Consider the following 21,656-nt stretch of genomic DNA (forward strand, 5'->3'; position numbering starts at 1 on the left):
GACATGGCAACCGAAATTCTCATGCCCGCCCTTTCCCCCACGATGGAAGAGGGCACGCTGGCCAAATGGCTGGTCAAAGAGGGCGATACCGTATCCTCGGGCGACATCATGGCCGAGATCGAGACCGACAAGGCAACGATGGAATTCGAGGCCGTCGATGAAGGCATCGTTGGCAAGATCCTGATCGCCGAGGGCACCGAAGGGGTCAAGGTGAACACTCCTATCGCCGTGCTGGTCGAAGAAGGCGAAGACGCCTCGGCCCTGCCCGCGGCAGCCCCCGCAGCCGCAGCGGCCCCGGCCCCGGCTCCTGCCGCAGCAGCCCCCGCTGCTCCGGCGGTGGACCTGTCACCCGACTGGCCCGCGGATGCTGAAATGAAATCCGAAACCGTGCGCGAGGCCTTGCGCGATGCAATGGCCGAGGAAATGCGCGGCGATGAAAACGTCTACCTGATGGGCGAGGAAGTCGCCGAATATCAGGGGGCCTACAAAATCTCGCAAGGTTTGCTGGATGAATTTGGCTCCAAACGCGTGATCGACACTCCGATCACCGAACACGGGTTTGCCGGTATCGCGGTGGGTTCGGCCTTTGGCGGTCTGAAACCGATTGTCGAGTTCATGACCTTCAACTTCGCCATGCAGGCGATTGACCAGATCATCAACTCTGCGGCTAAAACGCTCTATATGTCCGGTGGCCAGATGGGTTGCCCCATCGTGTTCCGGGGGCCCAACGGGGCCGCGGCCCGTGTGGCCGCACAGCACAGCCAGGACTACGCCGCGTGGTACATGCAGATCCCCGGTCTGAAGGTCGTCATGCCTTATTCGGCTGCTGATGCCAAAGGTCTGCTGAAATCGGCCATCCGCGACCCCAACCCGGTTGTGTTCCTGGAAAACGAAATCCTCTACGGCCGCTCTTTCGAAGTGCCGCAGGTGGATGACCTGACCATTCCGCTGGGCAAGGCCCGCATCTGGCGTGAAGGCTCGGACGTGACCATCGTCAGCTTTGGCATCGGCATGCAATACGCGCTGGAAGCTGCTGACAAGCTGGCCGAAGACGGCATCAGCGCCGAAGTGATCGACCTGCGCACCATCCGCCCGATGGACACTGGCGCCATCATCAATTCGGTGATGAAGACCAACCGTCTGGTGACAGTGGAAGAAGGCTGGCCACAGGGGTCTGTCGGCAGCTACATCAGCTCGGTCGTGATGCAGGAGGCGTTTGATTACCTCGACGCACCGGTCATCAACTGCACCGGCAAGGACGTTCCGATGCCCTATGCCGCGAACCTCGAAAAGCTGGCCCTGATCACCACGGATGAGGTGATCGCCGCTGTCAAACAAGTGACCTACCGGTAAGGAGCGACAGACAGATGCCTACAGAAATTCTGATGCCCGCCCTGTCCCCGACGATGGAGGAAGGCACGCTCGCCAAATGGCTGGTCAAGGAAGGCGATACCGTCTCCTCCGGTGACCTGCTGGCCGAGATCGAAACCGACAAGGCCACGATGGAGTTCGAGGCCGTTGACGAAGGCACCATCGGCAAGATCCTGATCCCCGAGGGCACCGAAGGGGTCAAGGTCAACACCGCCATCGCGGTTTTGCTGGAAGACGGCGAAAGCGCTGATGACATTGGCACGGCTCCGGCTGCTGCACCGGCGGCTGCCCCCGCAGCCGTCGCGGGCAACGAGGCTGCCGCGCCAGCGGCACCCGAGGCGCCCGCCCCTGCCCCGGCCGCTCCGGCCAAGGCTGATGGTGGTCGGATTTTTGCCTCGCCTCTGGCCCGCCGGATTGCTGCGCAAAAAGGTCTCGACCTGACGCAGATTGCCGGTTCCGGCCCGCACGGTCGCATCGTCAAGGTTGATGTCGAAGGCGCAACTGCCACCGCTCCGGCAGCAGCTCCTGCCACTGCTCCCGCCGCCGCCGCGCCCGCAGCTGCCCCAGCAGCTCCGTCTGGTCCATCGGCGGATATGGTCGCGCGGATGTACGAAGGCCGCCCGTACGAGGAAATCAAGCTCGACGGTATGCGCAAAACCATTGCCGCACGCCTGGGCGAGGCCAAACAGACCATTCCGCATTTCTACCTGCGCCGCGATATCAAGCTGGATGCGCTGTTGAAATTCCGTGGTCAGCTGAACAAGCAACTCGAAGGCCGTGGCGTCAAGCTCAGCGTCAATGACTTCATCATCAAGGCTGTCGCCAATGCGCTGCAACAGGTTCCGGCCTGTAATGCCGTCTGGGCAGGTGACCGGGTGCTGCAACTGAAACCGTCAGATGTGGCTGTTGCGGTCGCAATCGAAGGCGGGTTGTTCACGCCGGTCCTGCAAGACGCTGACATGAAATCCCTGTCAGCCCTTTCGACCGAGATGAAAGACCTTGCCGCCCGCGCCCGCGAGCGCAAGCTGGCTCCACATGAATATCAGGGCGGCACTTTTGCCATCTCGAACCTGGGCATGTTCGGCATCGACAATTTCGATGCCATCGTGAACCCGCCCCATGCCGGAATTCTGGCCGTCGGCACCGGCGTCAAGAAACCGGTTGTCGGGGATGATGGCGAGCTGACCGTGGCAACGGTGATGTCTGTCACCATGTCGGTTGACCACCGGGTCATCGACGGCGCGCTGGGGGCCGAGCTGCTCAAGGCCATTGTCGACAATCTTGAAAACCCGATGGTTATGCTGGCCTGATCACAATAAACGCCCTCGCCAGAAAGCATCTCTGGCGAGGGCACATTTTTTATGGCGCTGAATTGAGCCCCCGTGATCGGCGAACCGATTGTCCGGCACTGGCGTCATCCCCACCTTCTTCCTGCGGATGCTGAACGAAGAAAGGTGCGCGATGTTCCTACGATCCCTGATTCAAAGCCTGTTCGTCTTTGTACTCCTCGCTGGGGCGTCACCTGATGCGGCATCCGCAAAGCCCAACAGCTATCCCGGCGAGAATTCGAAGTTCAATTCGAACGATCCCGCCGTCATCGCGCGCCAGAAAGCCGAGCAAAAACAGCGCAGGGAAATGCGCAGGCAAAAGCGGGAAGACAGGCGTCGCGAGCGGTTGGAAAGGCGCAACAACCGCTCGGACTGAAACCGTTTACTGATCTTTGCCCAGCATGTGATCCATCGAGATCGACGGCTGATCGCATCCGGCCTCGCCCACGATCTTGGCCGGGATACCGGCAACGGTCTTGCACGGCGGAACATCCTGCAACACCACCGAACCGGCGGCGATACGACTGCAATGGCCGACTTTGATGTTGCCCAAAACCTTTGCCCCAGCCCCGATCAGAACACCGTCTCCGATTTTGGGATGGCGGTCTTCCTCTTCCTTGCCGGTTCCGCCCAGCGTCACCGAATGCAGCATCGACACATTGTCTCCGACCACGGCGGTTTCACCGATGACGATGGAATGGGCGTGGTCGATCATGATCCCCTTGCCGATCCTCGCGGCCGGGTGAATATCGATGCCGAAAATCTCCGACGATCGCATCTGGAAGAAATACGCCAGATCATAACGCCCCTTGCGCCACAGCCAATGCGCCACACGATAGGCCTGCATGGCCTGATAGCCTTTGAAATACAGAATGGGCTGCAACAACCGATGGCAGGCCGGATCACGCTCATAAACCGCCATCAGATCGGCGCGGGCGGCTTCCAGCAGACCGGGATCGTTTGCATAAGCCTCGTCCACGATCTCGCGCAGAACCATCATCGACATTTCGTTCGAACACAGCTTGGCCGCGATCCGATAGGACAGTGCACGCTCAAGGCTGCGGTGATGCAGGATACAGGCGTGCACAAGCCCGCCCATAAGCGGCTCTGTCTCGACGGCTGCTTGGGCCTCGGATGTGATACGGTTCCAGACCGGATCGACCGGTGTCACGGGGCTGCGTTTTTCAAACATAGCTTTTGATCCTTTGCTGCGCCTAGAATGCCATTTAGTGGCAAAAAGGCCAAACGCAAACCCGTGATCCGCGATACAACGAAAATGAATGAGTCCGAACGCGCATATTTTGAAACACGAATTCACGAGCGTCTGGCCGAACTGGATCAATTGTCCGCATCAGGCCAGCAAGCTCAGGCCGTTGTTGAACTGGATCAGCAGGCGGTTGGTCGGCTCAGCCGCATGGATGCGTTGCAAAACCAGGCGATGGCAAAGGCGCAACAGGTGAATCGCAATGTCGAAACCCGCCGCCTTCAGGCCGCGCTTATGCGGCTGGACGAGGGGGAATACGGGTATTGCGAGGATTGCGGCGACCGTATTCCCGATGGGCGATTGTCTCTGGATCTGGCTGCCAGCAAATGCGTCAGCTGCGCGACCGGGTGATCAGAAACTCGGCAAGATGGTGCAGAACCAGCGAAAAACACTGACAATATTGCAAATCGTCAAACCCCGGCTCATCGGCCAGCACCCTGTTGCGCGCAACCGCCATCAGCGATCCGTTGCCGTAAACCGGATGCAGCTGACCCGTGCGCGCCCGGTGTATGTCGGCCAGTTCCGCTTCATGGATCATCCGGACGCATAAGCGGGTCCGCTCTGGCGGCGGCGCCGCCAACAAGGCGCGCGCCGCGGCACTTACATCACCGTGCAATAGCGGTCGCATCGGGCCGCTTACCCGACAACCAGACGCGCCATCGCGCCGGGGCCGTAAATGGCCGACACCTGCGCAATCCCGACCTCATATGACCCGGTCAGACCATCTGTCGCCTTCATCGCCGCCGAATAGGACCACCCCGGCAGGGATGCCATCTCTTCACGAACAAGGGTTCCCCCTGCAAAGACACGCACAAGATAGGATTCGCTTTCCTCGCCCAGCGGAACCTCCAGACCTGACCAGTCATCCCCATCCAACCGGGTGCGCCGCACCCAGGTCAGGTGATCGCCGGTTGCGTCGGATCGCACCCGGAGGTGAACCGGGGAATACGGGCGCAAACCATTGCCGTCGAATGAGGCGATCAGGTGCTGGTAAGCCGGATCGTCGTAACCACGGGTCGCCGGGCCGATGCGATAATGCTTGGCCAGCCCCCGCTCGTTGCGCAACAGGTTGATCTGCTGCACCTGGTCGTTCAGCAACACGAAAAGGGATCCGTCCGGCCAGACATCCGGCATCAGGGCATCCGACCCCAACTGGCCCCTCAACCGCCCGGACAGGGCGTAAACGCCGGGGGAGTCAAGCGTGGCATCCGAGAACTGGAACACCTCCCAGTTGCCGGGTGTTCCGTCGCCGATGGCCGCCAGATTGACACCGTTCAGAACCGCGCCACGCGGACGCGATTCCAACTGACCGGCCAACAGCCGCACCTTCACGGCCGGGCCTTCGTCCCAGACGCCGATACTGGCGCGCCTCAGCGGTGTTTCGGTCACGCCCACAATGGCCTGACCGGGGATCACATCACTCAGGCTGTACCCCTCATCGGTTGAGGAGGAATAAACCGTCGCGGCCCCCGGCCAGGGATCAGCGGTCACCGCAAGATAAGGTGCATGCGGGACCTCTGCCCCGGTGATCAGCGGCAGGTCCAGAAACACCGGCAGCACGGGAACGGGCGCGGCATAGGGTCTGACAACCGCCGGGTCGTCGCGCAGGTGCGATGCCTTATACACGCCCTGTTCAACCCGGACCGCTTCGACCAGTTGCAGTTCGGCAGATTCCAGACGGTCAATCCGGTAAAGGGGGCTGTTTTCGGTCTCTGACAACCGCACCAGATCACCTGCGCCCAGATGCAGCAGCGATGGCGGCAAGGCAAACCGCACCGTATCGCGGGAAACACGGGCCTCGCTCAACCAGCGCTCGGCCGTTTGCCGACCTTCGGTGCGTGTCATGGACAACGGCATCTCATTGACCGAGACCGAATGCGTGCTGTCCTCGGGCAGAACCGCCTCTTCCGCAACCAGATCGTGATCCGCATCCGACTGGACAAAACGCAGGCGCACGCGGCCCGTCATCTCGGCCTCGGCTTCTCGCCGGTGCTCAACCGTGCCATCCAGATCACCGCTGATCGCCAGATGATCGGGATTCAGGGCAATCGCGCCATAGCCATCGCGCATCTGAAAGCGCAAGATGCCGTTCCGTTCGATCGCGTCGAACCCATAGCGCAGCATCAGCGGCTGCAAAGCCGACCGCGCATTTGTCACATCTTCGATGACATATCCTCGAACCACGCCATAAAGCCCGGTAACATCGATATCCGTCACCCCTGCCGCGTGGCATATCTCAGTCACGACCGAGGCCAGCGTGCGCGAGCCGGACCGGCCGTTCAGCCAATGCCCCCGGTCATAGTTTGCCCCATCATCCCACTGGCTTCGCAGATTTGGAAAGGTCGGAAACGGGCGGGTATCCCACGCCCAGACATAGGCATTCGCCAGGTCCAGCATTGGTCCGCCATAGACTTGCGACACCGGGTTGACGTTCGGGTCGCTCCAATATCCAAGGGTCGCCGCAAGGTACTGGACCTGAATGAAATCGTCACGCAGTCCGTTTGAATATGCAGGCAACAGCGATTCAGACGATTTCGGATCCAGAAACTTGTTCGGCTGGTTCGTGCCCTTGTCGATTGCCGCACATCCCAACTCGGTAAACCAGATCGGCTTTGATCCGGGCACCCAGTCGGTCGGATTGGGCTGACGAACGCCACCGATCCGCTCGTGATGCAGATTTGACCACCAGCCGCGCAGGTCCTTGTAGCGCCAGACCCATGGCTCATCATGCTCCTGATCTTCGATGGGCGTTCTGATCTGTGCATCGGCCTCTTCCGGCGCGGCATAATACCAGTCATACCCCTCGCCCCCCTCGATATTGTCGCGCAGATACCCAAGGTCGTAGACCGACGGCGCACCACCCTCGGCGTCCACGTGGTTTTCTCCATCACGCCAGTCGGACAAAGGCATGTAGTTGTCGATGCCAATGAAATCGATATTGTCATCCGCCCATAACGGGTCGAGGTGAAAATACCTGTCACCGCTTCCATCCGGCTGGTATCCGAAATACTCGCTCCAATCCGCCGCATAGCCGATCTTGGTGTCCGGGCCCAGAATCTGGCGCACCTCTGCCGCCAGCGCACGCAGTTGCGCAACGGCGGGAAACCCCGAGGCCCCGCGGATCTGGGTCAGGCCACGCATCTCGGACGAGATACAGAAGGACGACACCCCACCAGCCGCCTTGCACAACATGGCATAGTGCAGAATGAACCGGCGCAGGCCCCATTCCTGCGGGCCGGAGTATTTGACGATTTTCGTGGCCGGAACGGGACCATTACCAAGCAAGCCGCCAAACGTGCCGCCACCGTTTACCCATTGCAAATCGCCAGGCCCGCGATCATCCGGCCGCCCGCCAAGCACCGGGCCCGAGCCGCTGGTGCCGCTGCCGCCGCCCGTGTCCACCGGGGCGTCAAATCCTTCGTTGATCGTAAAATCCGCAGCACTTGCCGTCCCAAAGAACGCGGCCACCTGCGCGTCCGCCGCCGCGGTCTGATCAGCAGACCCTGCGCGCCCCGGCGCCACATCCAGCGTGATCCGTCCCCGCCAAGGCAGGTGGGGCTGACTTGTGGCCTCCGACCAGGGATCGGGCAGCCCGTTTCCCTGCAATTGCTCCATCAGGATGAACGGATAGAACATGACCCGCTTTCCCGACTGGTTGAGGTGTCGGATCGCCTCGACCACCGCCGGGTCTGCGGGTGTTCCGCCATAGACCGGGCGGCCGTCCTGCCGGGTGACCTGACCCGCCGTGCTTCGAACCTGATCCGACACGATCCATGGCATGTTGCGGCTGTCCGTGCCACTCTGTTCGACCTTGGGCCGGATCGTGCATGTGCCGCATCTCAGATCGTCACCGAACCACGACACCACCAACGAGGCCGCGTCGCAATTTGGCAACTCGGTCTCCAGCGCACGGGTCGAGCTCACAAGATCCGATACACCCGACGCGGAATGCGCATTGGCCGCCCAGCTTGTCCCGGATTGCGTATAATTCACCTGCGAACGGGCCAGCGCATACTCGCCCGTGCCCGGTATCATCGCAACGCCCCGCACGATCTGCGGCAGGGCGCTTGGGTAATCAGGCATGTCGCGCTGCGCGGGGCGCACCACCTCGAACGAGAACTGCGGCACCCGGTTGCCAAAACTCGCAAGCGGGAAATCCTCGATCACGACATAGGCTGTACCGCGATAGGCCGGCACCGTGCCTGCCCCTTCGATTGCTTCGATAAGGGGATCGGGCAACTGCTCTTGCGTGCCGTGATAGATGCGCATGTTCAGCCCGGATCGGTCCTGTTCTTCCCCGTCTGCCCAGATGCGCCCGACATCGGCGATCTCGCCTGCACCAACGGCAATGGCCAGCGAAATCGAATAGCTGTAGCTGACGGTGGTCACTTCGGGCGCCTTGGGTTTGCCTTTGCCGCCGCCTCCGCCGCCCTGCGTTTCCCGGGTCTCGGTCTCAAGAAAGTCCGACGCCCAGATGACCTGACCGCCCACGCGCATACGCCCAAAGACAGTGGTCACCGGTGCACCCTCGCCGGTTTCCGTCAGCCTGAACCGGTCCATGCGGCCTGTTTCGACGACTTCACTGCCACTGCCCATGACGGACTGGCTGAAGAACCTCTGGTCGATGACCCGCCCGACCGTCGCGCCAATGGCCCGGCCGATGATCGCGGTGGACAGGCCCGCGACCGTTCCGCCGATTGAACCGCCCAGCGCCGCCCCGGCTGCGGAAAGAAGAATAGTAGCCATCAGAGCACCTCCAACGGGAATTCGAAACAGGAAACGACCCTGCGGCGCCAAGGGCCGCTCAGCGCGTTCTCGACGACGCCATGACCGGAATAGGCGTGAACGAACCTCGGCTCGTGGCCTGCGACGCTGACGATGCCAAGATGTTTGGCCACGCTGCCATCGCGCATCCGGAACAGCAGCACATCTGCGACCGCGAAATCGCCGACCGGTTTTTCGACCAGATGCCGCCGCGCCGCCGCCCACATGCGTTCCTCGCCCTGCGGCTCGGACCAGTCCAGACTGTAGACCGGAACCGCCTCGGGCTCCTGTCCGATCACGGCGCGCCAGACGCCGCGCAGCAGGCCCAGACAATCCGTGCCCGCCCCCTTGGTCGAGGCCTGATGCACATAAGGCGTCCCCAGCCAGCTGCGCGCTTCTGCGACAATATCCTGCCTGTGTATCGTCACCTCAGGCTCCCTCCGCTGTTGGCTTTGCTCTGTTTGGGAACGGCCATCACCCAATCTTCGCCCGGAAGATCGGGAAAGCCCTGAAAGTTCAGAAGGTTGTTGAACTTCAAACGACAGGTCTCCATGCGTTTGTCGCACCCCGCCCTCAGCCTGACCGTGTCACCCGGCACCAGGCTTTCCCCGAAACCGGACCAGAGCGTGATCTGCCGCCCGTCCGCCACCTGCTGGTCATGCTTGATTGATGACCAGAGCCCCTTCGCCGCTCCCGACACAACGTCAATCCTGCCGCGCTCGAACCAGCCGTCTTCGATGGTTGCCCCGCCCGCGACAAGCAGAACGGTTCCACCATCAAAACCGGTGACGGCGCCCTCAATCCAATAGCCGGGCGTATCCATGTCGAACCGACAGGTCCGGTCCCCCAAAACGGCAGTACAAGGCTTCTGATACACGCGCCCCAACGGGCGGTTCAGCAAATCGGTCAGGCCACGCAACTCGGCGTGGAATGCACCGCCTGCGCGCCGCAATTCCCCGATCGAGCCCCGGAACTGAAGGATGCGCTGATCCGGGTCGGCCCAGTTGACCAGCCACGCGCGTACTTCGGCCCCGTCGAACCGCCCCGCCTCGATATCCTCTTCGCGAATGGCCGCATCCGACAGCGCGCCCATGGCTTCGGTGTTGTCAATGGACAGGCCGGTGGCCTGTTCGATGGCCGCCGCCGTCAATCCGGTGCTGGCCCGGAACGTCAATCCGTCAAAGCCAAGCTCCAGATCATGATCGGTGAACCCGTATTCCTGACCATCCCGGCGTCTGATCGCCCAACACCGGCACACGGTGGTCATTCCGCTTTGCAGATGCGCGTGCAGGCCCTGTTCATCCACAGCCATCAGACACGCACCTCGACCACGGGAACGTTCGGCGCCTCTCCGGCCTGAAAACTGGCGACGCTGGTATGGATCTTGTCGGTGTCAAACCGCACCGGTACATCGAATTCGAACCCGGCGGTGATATCCACCTCTTCCGGTGGCGGGTCGGCAAAGGTGATCCGGCCTGTTGCCAGATCAACCTCGAATTCCACGCCCTCCCGGATTTCGTCCTGATCCAGCCCCAGACGCACCGTCCCCAGCACCGGCTTGACGATGGGGCGGGCATAGCTGACCCCGCCCGAGCTATAGGTCTTGATCAGCTGAAACTCGGTCCGCACACCGTCGCCGCGAGCGATAACCTGATCTCCGACATCGACATCCAACGTGGCCTTGCCGGATTTGAAATCCGACCAGTCCTTCCAGCGAAACCCGTACATCTGGCCCTGCCGCGCCTCGAAGAACGAGATCAGCGTCTCGATATCGTCCAGCGAGCGCATCCCCAGCCCCGCGTCATATCTGCGCCGGGAATGGGCCCAGGGCGTGTTGCGCTCTTCGAACCCGTTGGCCAGCGTCACAATATCCGTGCGCCGCTCGGGCCCCCCGACCGAGCCAAAGCTCAGGCTGGCGGGAAATCTCACCTCGTGGAAAGTCATCACCTGCTCCCTGATTTACCTGTTGCGATTGCCGCGCCCCAACGCACGGCTCATCTGTGCTGCAATCTGCCCCTGCGAGCGGCGGAACCCCTGCACATCCGGGGTCGTGATGTTCATCACCACATTCACCGAACGCCCGCCGCCCTGCGTGCGCACGCCCAGCTTGCCGTCCGCGCCGCGCGCCAGTGGCATGATCGCCTCGGGGCCGGCCTCGCCCATCAGCCCGGTGCCGCCGCGCATCGGAAACATCGTCGGGCTGCTGACCACGCCGCCATTGGCAAAGGGCATCACCCGGCCCTGGCTGAAACTGCCACCCTCGGCAAAGGGCAGAAGACCCTGCACCAACCCGCCGACCGAGTTTGCCAGCAATCCGCCAAAATGATCCGTCACCGGCTTGATCGCGGCTGCATAAGCCGTTTGGATCAACGAGTTCTTCAGCACATCCAGCGCGCCCGACAGGCTCATCCCGTCCAGAACCACGCCATCGAACGCCTTGCGCAAACCGCTGGACATGCCCCGCTCCAACGTGGCGACATCCTTGCCGGTTTCCTCGAATGCGGCGCTGATCCGCTTCATCTGGCTGTCAAACGCCGCGGCCATCGTCGCAGCATCACCCAGGGCATCGCCCAGCGCTGCGCCCCGTTCCTGCAAGTCGTCAAACCCGTCACGATCCGTCATCACGCTCTCCTTGTTGCTTGTCCGGGAAGGCGGCCAGCAGCGCGTCAAGGCCTGCCCGGTTCATCGCGGGCATCCCGGCGCCCTGCCCCAGCATCAGCCGCAGTTCTGCCGGGGTCAGACGCCAGAACTGGTCCGGCGTCAGCCGCAGCCCCAGAAACCCGGCCCGCATCAGGGCGGGCCAGTCGAACCCGCTCATGTCGTTTCCGGCACCATAAAGGCGCGGGCCAGCAGCTCGGCCGCCGCTTTGGCCGCAGCCGTCGGGCCGCCCTCGATTTCGGCATGAAGCAGGTCGGCGCGGCTGGTATCCCGGCCCCCGCCCCGCAATCCGGCAACGATCAGCGCCAGCACGTCACTGCTGGAATACGCGCCACCCTCGAACCGCTGCACCAGCTCGACCAGGGATCCGGTGTTCAGCTCCTGCTCCAGTTCCGCCAAAGCGCCCAGCGTCAGCTTGAGCACCCGCCGCTCTCCATCGATGGTCAGTGCCACCTCGCCCGTCCACGGATTGGCCATGCGATTACAGCGCCGTAAAGCTCAGCGCACCGGCGCTTGCCATGCTCATCTCATAGGTCGCCTCACCGTTGTGCGAGCCTGCATATTCGATGCCCGTCACCTGAAACGCCCCCTCGACAATGCCGAAATCGGGGATGATCACCTGAAACGCCGGGGTCTCGCCGTCAAAAAACAGCTGCCGCGCACGTTCGTCCGTACCAGCATCCTTGAACACGCCCGAGCCCGAGATCGAGGCCGATTTAACCCCCGCCCCCGACAACAGCTCGCGCCAGCCCCCCTGGCTTTCCAGGCTGGTGACATCCACGCTTTCGGCGTTGAAACTGATCCGCGTGGCCCGCAGGCCCGCAATGGTCTGGAACAGGCCCGTGCCGTTCATATCCACTTTGACCAAAAGGTCTTTTCCGTTCTGGGCAGCCATGTGCTCTCTCCGTTGATTGCTTAGTCGTCTTCCACGCGGGCGCGGAATCTCAGGTCGATCTGGCGGATGCTGCCGCTGGTCCCGGTCCGCCGGGCCGAGGCGCGCTCGAACCACAGCCCGACCAGATGCCCGCGGCTCAGAACCAGCGGCGCATTGTCCAGCGCGTCACACACCGCCCCAGCCAGCGTCTTTGCCGCGCCAAACCCGGCGGCTTCGGACACCACCGAAACCGTAAAGCGGTGGATCGCACCCGCGCCCGACCGGTCCGAAGCGTCGCGGACCTCTTCCGGGCCCAATGTCACATAGGTCTGCGGAACCGTTCCCGTCGGCACCGCGTCATAGATCGCGCCACCGGACTGGCCGCTGACATCCGCATCCCCGGTCAGGTGCTGAAACACCGCCGCCTGCAGGGCGGCTGATACGCCATAACTCATGCCGCCACCTCTTCATCCGCGAAACAGGTCAGGTACTGGCCGCGCGCGTCGCGCTCAGCCACGGCGCGGATGACGAAACGGCGATTGCCTTCGCGAAACCGCTGATCCGGCGCCGGGCGCATGGTCGATCCCTCGGGCGCGCCCCGCACCACGATGCGATACCCCACGCGCGAGACGGAAACGCCAGCGATCTGCCGTTCCGCACCACTGCGCGCCGTGACCTCGGCCCACAGCGTTCCCAGCGCGGCCCATGCCTCGGTATATCCCCCGGACCCGTCAGCGCTGCGCATCGGGGCCTCAAGCACCAGCTTGCGGTTCAGACGCGGCGTGTTCATTGCACCACCCCCGCCCCAAAGCGCACCATCCGATAGCGCTGGATCAGGCTGGTAACCCCAAACGGCATACACCCCGCGCCCAGCGCGGTCTCGTCCCGGTATTCGTAATAATGCGCCGCCAGCAGCAGTACCGCCTGGCCAAGATCGGCAGGCAAACCGGCCCAATCCGGGGCCATTCCGGCCGTGAAGGAGATCTTCACCGCACCCCCCGTTGCAATCGCAGGCAGGGCCGACCCGACCGGCCGCACCCGCGGGCGCTGGCCATCGCGTTCCAGCCGATACACCGCCGCATCCGCAACGGTTTCAGAACCTGCCGCATCGGTCAGCGTCACGGCCAGCACCGATGTCACCGGAGCAACCGGCAAAACCTCGCCCGACGGATCGCGCCAACCGCTCAGGCTCCATGAAAAGTCGCGCTCGATCAGAACCTTGCCGGTGCGCGCCTCAATCGCGGCCATGGCCGCCCGCAGGAAACCCTTCAGCACCTCGTTCTGAACGTCATCCTCGGCAAAGCCCCTGCCCAGCCGCAGATGCGCCTTGAACTGATCCACCGGCAGCGCCGCATCCGCGATGGCGGTTTCTTCGATCAACATCATCCATTCACTCCGCAATCTCGGACCCCACCGGGGGCCTCAGTCAGGAAAATGACGGGCACGCGCCGCCCCACGTTGCTCGGACGGAGGGGAGCAGCTAGACAACGCGGGGGATCTCACCCCGGCCCGCGCCCGCCGCCCGAGGGGCCGATGGCCCCCCGGATTCGTCACCGCTTAGGCGATGCCGAATTTCACCAGCTTGATGGCTGCAAAGTCGCTCACATCGCCGCCCACACGCTTGGTCGCATAGAACAGGACATGCGGCTTGGCGCTGAACGGATCACGCAGCACGCGCAGATCGGGGCGCTCGGCGATGGTGTAACCGGATTTGAAGTCGCCAAACGCGATCGAGAAGCTGTCCGAGGCCGCATCCGGCATGTCCTCGGCAATCAGTACCGGATAGCCCATCAGGCGCGCGGGCTCACCGGCGGCCAGACCGTCCGACCACAGGAAACGGCCATCACTGTCCTTCAGCTTGCGGATCACACCCGCCGTTTTCGAGTTCATGACGAATGTGCCATTGACCCGGTATTGCGCGCCCAGCGCATAAACCACATCGACAATCGCATCCGCATCGACGCCGCCATCGATGCCGGTGGCAACATACCCCAGGCTGCCCCAGGACCACGTGTCATCGGATACCGCACGGTGGATCATCAGACCCTTGGGTTTGTCCACACCATCACCCGTGATAAAGGCCGCCGCCTCGGCACGGGCGAACTTGTCGGCAATCCGACCGGCCAGCCAGCCCTCGACATCGAACGCGCTGTCATCCAGCAAACGTTGCGAGGCTTTGGGCAGCGCGCTCAACTCGTGCAGCGGGATCGAGATACGGTCAATCGACGGGGTTCCGGTTTCGGAAGTGGCCGAATTCTCATCTGCCCAGCCGGCACCGACATCGGTATGGTCGATCAGCACATCGAACGAATTCGCCTCGACATTCACCACCGACGCAATCGAACGGATTGACGCGGTTGCGTTCAGAACCGACTTGATCGTCTCGGCGGTCTGCGGATCGACCAGATACCCACCATCGCTGTTGACGGCGGTGGACAGCGATTTGCTCTCCATTTCCAGCCCGCGCAGCCCATCATCCTCGCCCGAGCGTACATAGGCGTCGAACGCCTTCTGGTGCGGGGCACCGTCCAGGGTCGAGGCCGCAAGATGCGGGCGCGCCGCGATGGTTGATTTACGATCCAGCATGGTCAGTCGCTCTTCTGTCTGTTGCAATTTGGTTTTAACTTCAGCCTTCAGGCCCTTGAATTCATTCACGAAGCCAGCCATCGCCTGCTTCACCTCCTGAACCAGGGGCGCACCCTCTCCGGTCAAGGCCGGGATCTCGGTCTTGCTCATCAGCATGTCCTGTTTTTGGGTGGGTTTGAGGCGCGCTAGGTCCGCGCCAGCTCCTGCCGGGCGTCGTTGAACACCTCGGCAATACTGCGCCAGGTGTTCTCGGCATCGGGGTCGCTCCCCTTTGCCGCCACCCGCGCACTGGGCAGCATCGGGAAGGTCACAAGCGACACCTCCCACAGCTCCAGTTCGGTCAGGACCCGGTGGCCCTTGTCATTCTTCACGGCCCGTTTGGTGCGATAGCCGATCGACAGGCCATCCATCGCACCCGCCCGGATCAGCTCGGCCGCTTCCCGGCCTTTCTGGGTGCTTTCCAGCAGGCGACCCTTGACCCACAAGCCCTTGTCGTCCTCGCGCACCTCGTCCCAGACACCTATGGGTTGCGCCGGGTCGTGCTGCCACAGCATCTTGACCCGCTGACCCGCCTTGGCGAGCCCCTCAAGCGAGGCGCGATAGGCCCCGCGCTGCACCATGTCACTGCCCTGATCGACTTGCCCGAACAGGCTGGCATAGCCTTCGATCACCGCATCCTCGGTCACTGACAGGATGTCACCAAACCCTGCGAACTTATGCTCCAAATCCATGAACTTCTCCATGTAACCCACTGAACTTATGGCGTTACCACCAGGAATGACTGAAACGCCTGCGCCAGGATCACTGCGGCCACACCATAGACTGTCAGCCACAGCCGTTTCTCCAGCCGCTCCATCATCTCTTCGATCTGATCCAGCCGCCTGCACAGATGCGCGTGCTGGATCTCGGCCACCCGCTCATGCGCGGCCAGACGTAGCCCCGGCGCGCAGTCGAACGGCGGATACCCCTCAGCCATCGGCACGCTCCGGCAGACCCAGCAACCTGCGTTTTTCCACATCGCTCAGGAATTCCGCCCGGTTGACCCGCGCCCATTGCGCATCCCTCTCGGCAGACAGGGCCGTTACCTGATCCAGATCGGGCTTCAGGATCAGGTCCTCGCCGGTAAAGCCCGTCAGCCACTCCGACACCGCCGCCGCCACCCGCGTCACCAGGGGCAGCACGGTAAGGCGGTAAAACGCCCGGTTGGCCTCCTGATAGTTTGAATAGGTCGCGTCGCCCTGTATGCCCAGCAGCATCGGCGGGACCCCAAAGGCCAGCGCGATCTCGCGGGCGGCGGCTTCCTTGGTCTTCTGAAACTCCATGTCCGAGGGGGAAAAGCCCATCGGCTTCCAATCCAGCCCCCCCTCCAGAACCATCGGCCGACCCGCATTGCGCGCCCCGCGATAGTTCTGCTCGATCTCGTCGGACAAGCGGCGGAACTGCTCCTCGGCCATCATTCCGTGCCTATCACCGCCCTTCCACACCAGCGCCCCCGAGGGCCGCGCGGCATTGTCCAGCAGCGATTTCGACCACCGCGAGGCGCTGTTGTGCACATCAATCGCCGTCGCCGCCGCCTGCATCGGCGAGAACCCGTAGTGATCATCCTGCGGGTGGAACGTCTTGATATGACAGATGGCCTTGGCCGCGAACCGGTGCGTCTTGCCACCGACACTGTAATCATAGGCCTTGGGCCACCCATCCGCCCCCGGCACCACGCTCATCCGGTCCGAGCGCAGAACATGCAGCTCAACCGGCAGCCCGTCCTCAGCCTGCACCGCCTCGACATAAGCATTACCCGACAGCAGCAACTGCCCGAACAGGGCCTCCAGCATCTCTGCCCGCCCCTGCGCCGCATTCGGGCGCCGCAACAGGGCCAGGATCGGATGCGCATCGAAGCGCTGCCCCTGACCCTGCAAAATCAAGGGCAGAGCCGCCGCCGATTCAGCAATCAGCTTGACCGACCGAAACCCCACCGGATTGCCCGAAAATCCCGTCCGTGTCAGCGACACCGTGTCCCGCGGGCTCCACGCCACGCGCCCGCCGGTCTGCCATGCCACCACAGGCCCGGTCGCGCTCGCCTTCGCCTCGGGCGCGCTCCCAGCCGATCCACGACGCAAGAAATCGAATACCATCTGTGCTCCTTTCTGCCGCCGCTCTGCCCGGCTTGTTGAAAGGAGTTATGACGCAGAGAAGTTTAGGGCTTGGGAATGGGGCGTACGGGGGGTGGGCAACGGGGGGTGGGCAACGGGTCAATCACGCGGATCGTTTCGGTTCACAAACCTGCTTTCGATCACGCTGAACATCAGTACCAAGTATATCCAAGGGAGGGCTAGTACGTAGTAGAGGAACGATCGTTTTTCTGAAATCGACGCAAACAGCAAGATTGCAACGAAGATCAGTCTGACAAATAACCCTTGCTTCAGAACAGGCAACTCAGCTGCAGATGGGAACTTCAGTACTTTTCCGATGAAGTCCATGGTCCTACCTGTCAAGGCAACACGACCGAATAGTCGCAACTAGATGCTCGGCATCCGGAATATAGTCTAGCAAAATTGGATAATGCGTCCTGCCAAAGAGAATTGGATGACCTGGGTGAGAAAGCCCGAGTCCGAATGGCTGTACTTGCTGTTCGGAAAGAAGAATACCAACCTCAAGTGACGGGTAAGGGCACGTATCGACAACAGAGTACGGAAACGTTGCTGAATGCTCACACGATATGACATAGAGCCGTACACCAAGTCTCCAATTTCTACCGCGCCTACAAACAATCACGCGCCTATCTGTGACGAAGTAGGCTAGGTTGTTCAGCACATACTGACGTTGGCTCGCCATGCCTGTTGAAAACAAGAAAAAGGCGATCGTCGTGGCCCCATAAATCCAAAGCGCATCACCGGGACCAAACTGGGCGTCGGCATTGATGAAAGGCAGCGTCGCCCACATGACAACACAAGCAATTAAGTTAAAGAAATGGAGCTTACGCTCGTCACCTACAACTTGAAAGTACTTGGTTCCGTAACCCGGTCCACCTGACCAAAGTAACTTTTCGTCGGGGTCAAGAATATCTTTTAAATCAAATCTGTTAGTATTGGTTACTGTGACCTTTTGCATAGCTTGGCCTATACACTGCCAAATCTCCAGAAACTAGCCGCAAACAGTTGATAGCAAAGCTTGGTTAAAGCTTTGTTGTCGTCATTCCTTCGCCATCGTTAGGCTCACAACGCCCGCACCCTCGGCCTTCGAAACACCCCCGCAGGCCCCACAACCAACTCATGCAGCGCCCAGACCAGCGCATCGACGCGGTCGGGCGAGCCCTGCCCTTCAAACCCGCGCGCGGTCATCTGGCACATCTGCTCCTCCAACGCGTCCAACCCGGCCACATGGCGCACCCGCCCCTGTTCGTACAGCGCCGCCACAGGCTCGGCCCGCGCGACCTTGCCGCGTGACGCCCGCACCGCGCGATATGGGACCAGAGGGTCTACCTGCCGCACGACCTCTTCCACCAGTTGCCCGCCCTGATTGACCTCGGCCACCAGCCGTTCGGCCCCGAACTCATCCATCGCGTCAATCGCCGCCTGCGCCCAGCCCGCCGGGCCAACGCCCTGCGCCGTCCGGTCAGCCAGCACGAACGCCCGCCACGCCTCAGGCGGGCCTTGCACTTGCGCGCCAACCACCACGATCCCGCAGGCATCCGCTCCTGACCCGGATGTCACCGCCGGGTCCAGCGCCACCACGATGCGATCCAATTCGGGCACCTGCGCACAGCGCGCCGCCTCCAGCATCGAACCCGTCCACAGCGCTCCTTCCGCGTCTGACAGCAGCACCCCGTCCAGCTCCTGCCGCCCCAGCCGCGTACCCGCATAGCGCGCGCGCACTTCTTCCAGAAACGACGCCGCCAGATTGGCCCGGTTCGCTTCGGTCGGCGCATGGGTCTGCACGGTAGAGGGTGACGCCAGCAACTCCTTCAAAACCTTCACATTGCGCGGCGTTGTGGTCACGCAAACCCGGGGCCGCTCGCCCAAGCGCAGCGCAAATTGCAGCATGTCCCAGGTCTCACCCGCCTTCTTCCACTTGGCCAGCTCATCCACCCAGGCCGCATCAAATTGCGGCCCGCGCAACCCTTCGGGATCATGCGCTGAAAACGCCTGTGCCTCGGCCCCGTTGGGCCAGATAAGCTTGCGTTCCGATGCCTTCCACGTGGGCCGCCGATCCGGGGGCGAGCATTGCAATATCCCGCTATCGCCAAAGATCATCACGTCGCGCACCTGATCGAATGTTTCACCCACCAGCGCCACGCGGCACGCCTCGCCCTTGTCCAGCGGTTTCGGACCCTCGACCATCGATCGCACCCATTCGGCCCCTGCCCGCGTTTTGCCCGCGCCACGCCCGCCCATGATCACCCAGGACCGCCAGTCGCCCTCGGGCGGCAATTGATGCGGCAGCGCCCAGAATTCAAACAGGAAAGGGAGGGCACACAGCCCCCCCTCCCCGATCTCACTCAGAAATCTCTCCCGCACCGCAGCATTGGCGGAGGCGAGCCAGCCTGCACCCGATCTCAAATCGGGCCCGCTCAAGGTCGAGCGCGTACCCTCCTTGGGCAATTCCGGCTTGTCTGTAATGTTGTTCGACAAAGCTTGTCTCCACTTTCTGGCAACTTCGGATCAGCCCCTCCAGCTGACCGAGTTGCTTGGCTGAACCAGCAAGATCTGCATCCTCCCCGGCACCGATCTGTTTGCGCAGGTCTTCTGCCGCTTGCCGCAGATCGCGAATGGACCTTTCCAGGGACTGCAACAGTTCAGCCGTCTGGGAAATCCGCTCTTCCGGGGTAATCAAAGTCATGTTTGCCTGTGACCTCATGCGTGAGTGTTCTCCGCACGAGAGAAACGAAAAAACGGCCACCGGGTCACCCCGAGGCCGTTCGCCCACTTCTTCTAGCATGACACAACCTATACGGGATAAAGCGCGCAAAGTCAAGGGTTTACGCAACAGTCGCGCAACAGGGATCGTACGGTGCAGGTTAACGGACAGTGAATTTCCGGCTGTAGTAACCCTCGGCCTAAACCCCGCCCCGCCCTTTTGCCTCCCTAGCCCTGACCGCCTCACCGACCAGAGGGGTTAATACAGGGTTACCCCCGTGCCGCTTTCGGAGCGTACAAATTGCACAAACCCCGCGCGGACGCGTGTACAAATCTGACATTTCCGAAATCTGGTGCAAAATCACCCGCGTCACCCGATTTCGGCGCGTCAGGGTCCTGCGCGCTGCAAAACCAGTCCTTGACATTCCCCCCCGAAACCCTCATGTGCCCCTCATCACGGCGCCACCGCGTGAGCATCGTCGGGCTTCAGGCCCCACAGCGCCAACACATAACTCCCGGTTCCCCTTCACGCAGGGTTCTTTACGCGATGGCCGGATGGCGCTGGATTCGCTCGCGCATCCCGAGGTCTCGCTCAACCCTGCCGGTCACATGAACGTGGCCAGTCATCACCTGCTCGCGGGGCTTAACCTGCGGGCCGTAAAGGATAATTTTTTGTTCGACTTCGATATGCTCGGCCTCGCGCCGACACTGAATGACGCGTTGAAGCGCGCCAAATTTACACAACCCACCCCGATTCAGAACCAGGCCATTCCGCTGGCCCTGAATGGGCATGATATCCTCGGGCTGGCCCAAACCGGCACCGGAAAGACACTGGCTTTTGGCCTGCCCCTGATCGACCACCTGCTGGCACAACCCGGCAAGCCCGATCCCAAAACAGCCAAATCGCTGATCCTCGCCCCTACACGCGAGTTGGTGAACCAGATCGCCGACAGTTTGCGCACCCTCACGAAAGGAACAAAGCTGCGGGTCGCCACAGTTGTTGGTGGCCAGTCGATCAACAAACAAGTGATGTTCCTTGCCCGCGGCACCGATATTCTGGTCGCCACCCCGGGGCGCCTGATTGACCTGATGGAACGCGGCGCTGTTGACCTTGGTTCGGTGCGCCATCTGGTATTGGACGAAGCAGATCAGATGCTTGACCTGGGCTTCATTCACGCTCTGCGTCGCATCGCGCCTGCACTGGGAACACCCCGCCAGACCATGCTGTTCTCGGCCACAATGCCGAAACAGATGGAGGAGCTCAGCCGCGCCTATCTGAACAATCCACAGCGGGTGCAGGTTTCACCCCCGGGCAAGGCGGCGGACAAGATCACCCAGTCCCTTCATTTTGTTCCAAAAGCCGAAAAACCCTCTAAACTTCGCCAAATCCTGTCGCAGGACGCGGATGCACTGACGCTGGTCTTCACCCGCACAAAACACGGCGCTGAACGGCTGATGAAAGGGCTGGTCGCCGATGGCTTCAACGCAGCATCAATTCACGGGAACAAAAGCCAGGGCCAGCGTGACCGGGCCATTAATGCCTTCCGCGCTGGAGAGGTGAACATACTGGTGGCCACCGACGTTGCCGCGCGTGGCATCGACATCCCCGGTGTCGCCTATGTCATCAACTTCGACCTGCCCGACGTACCCGACAATTACGTCCACCGTATCGGGCGCACCGCCCGTGCCGGGCGCGAAGGGGAAGCGATCGCGTTCTGTGCACCGGAAGAAGTCGACCTCCTGCGTCAAATCCAGAAGCTGATGAAAATTGAAATCCCTGTCACAAGCGGCACCATGCCGGAAGGGGTCGAGGTTCAGCAACCTGCACGTCGTCAAAACAACCGCCGTCGCGGGTTCAAGCCCAAACCAGCCAACGGGGATGGGAAACCTTCCAGCAGCAGACGGCGCCGTCCCAACAAAAGACGTTCAGCCGCCTAAGGGCTGAAGAGGCTGCCAAA

General features: G+C 62.0%; 24 protein-coding genes and 2 pseudogenes. 5 read left to right on the forward strand and 21 right to left on the reverse strand.

The genetic code is table 11. From position 1 onward, the window contains the following. Positions 1 to 3: 3 nt before the first annotated feature. The 3 genes from ACR0M3_RS03435 to ACR0M3_RS03445 all read left to right on the forward strand — a co-directional run bounded on the left by ACR0M3_RS03435 (position 4) and on the right by ACR0M3_RS03445 (position 3,075). Positions 4 to 1,353: a pyruvate dehydrogenase complex E1 component subunit beta gene (locus tag ACR0M3_RS03435; RefSeq protein WP_480909731.1), complete on the forward strand. Its 1,350-nt coding sequence runs from the start codon at positions 4 to 6 to the stop codon at positions 1,351 to 1,353. Positions 1,354 to 1,367: 14 nt separating this feature from the next. Further along, positions 1,368 to 2,681, forward strand: a complete 1,314-nt coding sequence (locus tag ACR0M3_RS03440; RefSeq protein WP_480492986.1) for a pyruvate dehydrogenase complex dihydrolipoamide acetyltransferase — start codon at positions 1,368 to 1,370, stop codon at positions 2,679 to 2,681. 88 nt (positions 2,682 to 2,769) lie between these two features. Next, on the forward strand, positions 2,770 to 3,075 hold the full coding sequence (locus tag ACR0M3_RS03445) for a hypothetical protein (protein WP_480909733.1): 306 nt from the start codon (positions 2,770 to 2,772) through the stop codon (positions 3,073 to 3,075). Between the two features lie 6 nt (positions 3,076 to 3,081). Here the strand turns inward: ACR0M3_RS03445 and cysE are convergent, their stop codons facing one another. Beyond that, positions 3,082 to 3,891, reverse strand: coding sequence for a serine O-acetyltransferase (cysE, locus tag ACR0M3_RS03450; RefSeq protein ID WP_267364267.1), 810 nt, complete (start codon positions 3,889 to 3,891; stop codon positions 3,082 to 3,084). Positions 3,892 to 3,975: 84 nt separating this feature from the next. Here cysE and ACR0M3_RS03455 point away from each other — a divergent pair, with 84 nt between their 5' ends. Continuing rightward, the gene (locus ACR0M3_RS03455) at positions 3,976 to 4,314 is read left to right on the forward strand and encodes a TraR/DksA family transcriptional regulator (RefSeq protein ID WP_480888137.1); all 339 of its coding nucleotides are present in this window, start codon (positions 3,976 to 3,978) and stop codon (positions 4,312 to 4,314) included. Here the strand turns inward: ACR0M3_RS03455 and ACR0M3_RS03460 are convergent. The 20 genes and pseudogenes from ACR0M3_RS03460 to ACR0M3_RS03555 all read right to left on the reverse strand — a co-directional run bounded on the left by ACR0M3_RS03460 (position 4,295) and on the right by ACR0M3_RS03555 (position 19,681). Continuing rightward, a complete protein-coding gene (locus tag ACR0M3_RS03460) occupies positions 4,295 to 4,591 on the reverse strand; it encodes a DUF7742 family protein (RefSeq protein WP_209503584.1) in 297 nt (98 codons plus the stop codon). The genes ACR0M3_RS03455 and ACR0M3_RS03460 overlap by 20 nt on opposite strands. An 8-nt stretch (positions 4,592 to 4,599) precedes the next feature. Then, positions 4,600 to 7,215: pseudogene (locus ACR0M3_RS03465) on the reverse strand (baseplate multidomain protein megatron); the annotation flags it as partial. 162 nt (positions 7,216 to 7,377) lie between these two features. After that, positions 7,378 to 8,709 (reverse strand): annotated as a pseudogene (locus ACR0M3_RS03470) (baseplate multidomain protein megatron); the annotation flags it as partial. Next, complete coding sequence (locus ACR0M3_RS03475; protein WP_480909735.1) at positions 8,709 to 9,155, reverse strand: C40 family peptidase; 447 nt, start codon at positions 9,153 to 9,155, stop codon at positions 8,709 to 8,711. The pseudogene ACR0M3_RS03470 and the gene ACR0M3_RS03475, both read right to left, overlap by 1 nt. Then, positions 9,152 to 10,039, reverse strand: coding sequence for a DUF2163 domain-containing protein (locus tag ACR0M3_RS03480; protein ID WP_480564265.1), 888 nt, complete (start codon positions 10,037 to 10,039; stop codon positions 9,152 to 9,154). The genes ACR0M3_RS03475 and ACR0M3_RS03480 overlap by 4 nt, the downstream gene beginning before the upstream one ends. After that, the gene (locus ACR0M3_RS03485; protein WP_267364987.1) at positions 10,039 to 10,671 is read right to left on the reverse strand and encodes a DUF2460 domain-containing protein; all 633 of its coding nucleotides are present in this window, start codon (positions 10,669 to 10,671) and stop codon (positions 10,039 to 10,041) included. Before ACR0M3_RS03485 ends, ACR0M3_RS03480 begins: the two co-directional genes overlap by 1 nt. Before the next feature lie 15 nt (positions 10,672 to 10,686). Further along, entirely contained in the window at positions 10,687 to 11,349 is a 663-nt protein-coding gene (locus ACR0M3_RS03490; protein WP_480909737.1) for a phage tail tape measure protein, read from the reverse strand. Then, the gene (locus ACR0M3_RS03495) at positions 11,336 to 11,545 is read right to left on the reverse strand and encodes a rcc01693 family protein (RefSeq protein WP_480480411.1); all 210 of its coding nucleotides are present in this window, start codon (positions 11,543 to 11,545) and stop codon (positions 11,336 to 11,338) included. The genes ACR0M3_RS03490 and ACR0M3_RS03495 overlap by 14 nt, the downstream gene beginning before the upstream one ends. Next, positions 11,542 to 11,862 (reverse strand): gene transfer agent family protein, encoded by a 321-nt coding sequence (locus ACR0M3_RS03500; protein WP_480909739.1) that lies wholly within the window; start codon positions 11,860 to 11,862, stop codon positions 11,542 to 11,544. The genes ACR0M3_RS03495 and ACR0M3_RS03500 overlap by 4 nt, the downstream gene beginning before the upstream one ends. A 4-nt stretch (positions 11,863 to 11,866) precedes the next feature. Beyond that, the gene (locus tag ACR0M3_RS03505) at positions 11,867 to 12,280 is read right to left on the reverse strand and encodes a phage major tail protein, TP901-1 family (protein WP_267364994.1); all 414 of its coding nucleotides are present in this window, start codon (positions 12,278 to 12,280) and stop codon (positions 11,867 to 11,869) included. 20 nt (positions 12,281 to 12,300) lie between these two features. Further along, positions 12,301 to 12,714: a DUF3168 domain-containing protein gene (locus tag ACR0M3_RS03510; protein ID WP_480480409.1), complete on the reverse strand. Its 414-nt coding sequence runs from the start codon at positions 12,712 to 12,714 to the stop codon at positions 12,301 to 12,303. Further along, the gene (locus ACR0M3_RS03515; protein ID WP_480485293.1) at positions 12,711 to 13,049 is read right to left on the reverse strand and encodes a phage head closure protein; all 339 of its coding nucleotides are present in this window, start codon (positions 13,047 to 13,049) and stop codon (positions 12,711 to 12,713) included. The genes ACR0M3_RS03510 and ACR0M3_RS03515 overlap by 4 nt, the downstream gene beginning before the upstream one ends. Beyond that, complete coding sequence (locus ACR0M3_RS03520; RefSeq protein WP_480909741.1) at positions 13,046 to 13,645, reverse strand: head-tail connector protein; 600 nt, start codon at positions 13,643 to 13,645, stop codon at positions 13,046 to 13,048. Before ACR0M3_RS03520 ends, ACR0M3_RS03515 begins: the two co-directional genes overlap by 4 nt. Before the next feature lie 171 nt (positions 13,646 to 13,816). Further along, on the reverse strand, positions 13,817 to 14,995 hold the full coding sequence (locus tag ACR0M3_RS03525) for a phage major capsid protein (protein ID WP_267365002.1): 1,179 nt from the start codon (positions 14,993 to 14,995) through the stop codon (positions 13,817 to 13,819). A gap of 35 nt (positions 14,996 to 15,030) precedes the next feature. Next, complete coding sequence (locus tag ACR0M3_RS03530; RefSeq protein WP_480564259.1) at positions 15,031 to 15,588, reverse strand: HK97 family phage prohead protease; 558 nt, start codon at positions 15,586 to 15,588, stop codon at positions 15,031 to 15,033. Between the two features lie 14 nt (positions 15,589 to 15,602). Then, positions 15,603 to 15,821: a GTA head formation protein, RCAP_rcc01685 family gene (locus tag ACR0M3_RS03535; protein ID WP_480480401.1), complete on the reverse strand. Its 219-nt coding sequence runs from the start codon at positions 15,819 to 15,821 to the stop codon at positions 15,603 to 15,605. After that, a complete protein-coding gene (locus ACR0M3_RS03540) occupies positions 15,814 to 16,977 on the reverse strand; it encodes a phage portal protein (RefSeq protein ID WP_480909743.1) in 1,164 nt (387 codons plus the stop codon). Before ACR0M3_RS03540 ends, ACR0M3_RS03535 begins: the two co-directional genes overlap by 8 nt. A gap of 349 nt (positions 16,978 to 17,326) precedes the next feature. Continuing rightward, positions 17,327 to 17,953, reverse strand: coding sequence for a hypothetical protein (locus tag ACR0M3_RS03545; RefSeq protein WP_480473379.1), 627 nt, complete (start codon positions 17,951 to 17,953; stop codon positions 17,327 to 17,329). A gap of 104 nt (positions 17,954 to 18,057) precedes the next feature. Then, positions 18,058 to 19,359 (reverse strand): DNA-packaging protein, encoded by a 1,302-nt coding sequence (locus ACR0M3_RS03550; RefSeq protein WP_480909746.1) that lies wholly within the window; start codon positions 19,357 to 19,359, stop codon positions 18,058 to 18,060. Continuing rightward, positions 19,337 to 19,681, reverse strand: coding sequence for a hypothetical protein (locus ACR0M3_RS03555; RefSeq protein WP_480473381.1), 345 nt, complete (start codon positions 19,679 to 19,681; stop codon positions 19,337 to 19,339). Before ACR0M3_RS03555 ends, ACR0M3_RS03550 begins: the two co-directional genes overlap by 23 nt. A 689-nt stretch (positions 19,682 to 20,370) precedes the next feature. Between ACR0M3_RS03555 and ACR0M3_RS03560 the strand changes: the two genes are divergently transcribed. After that, the gene (locus ACR0M3_RS03560) at positions 20,371 to 21,636 is read left to right on the forward strand and encodes a DEAD/DEAH box helicase (RefSeq protein WP_480909849.1); all 1,266 of its coding nucleotides are present in this window, start codon (positions 20,371 to 20,373) and stop codon (positions 21,634 to 21,636) included. Positions 21,637 to 21,656 lie beyond the last annotated feature (20 nt).

Source organism: Ruegeria sp. O5 (assembly GCF_056535105.1).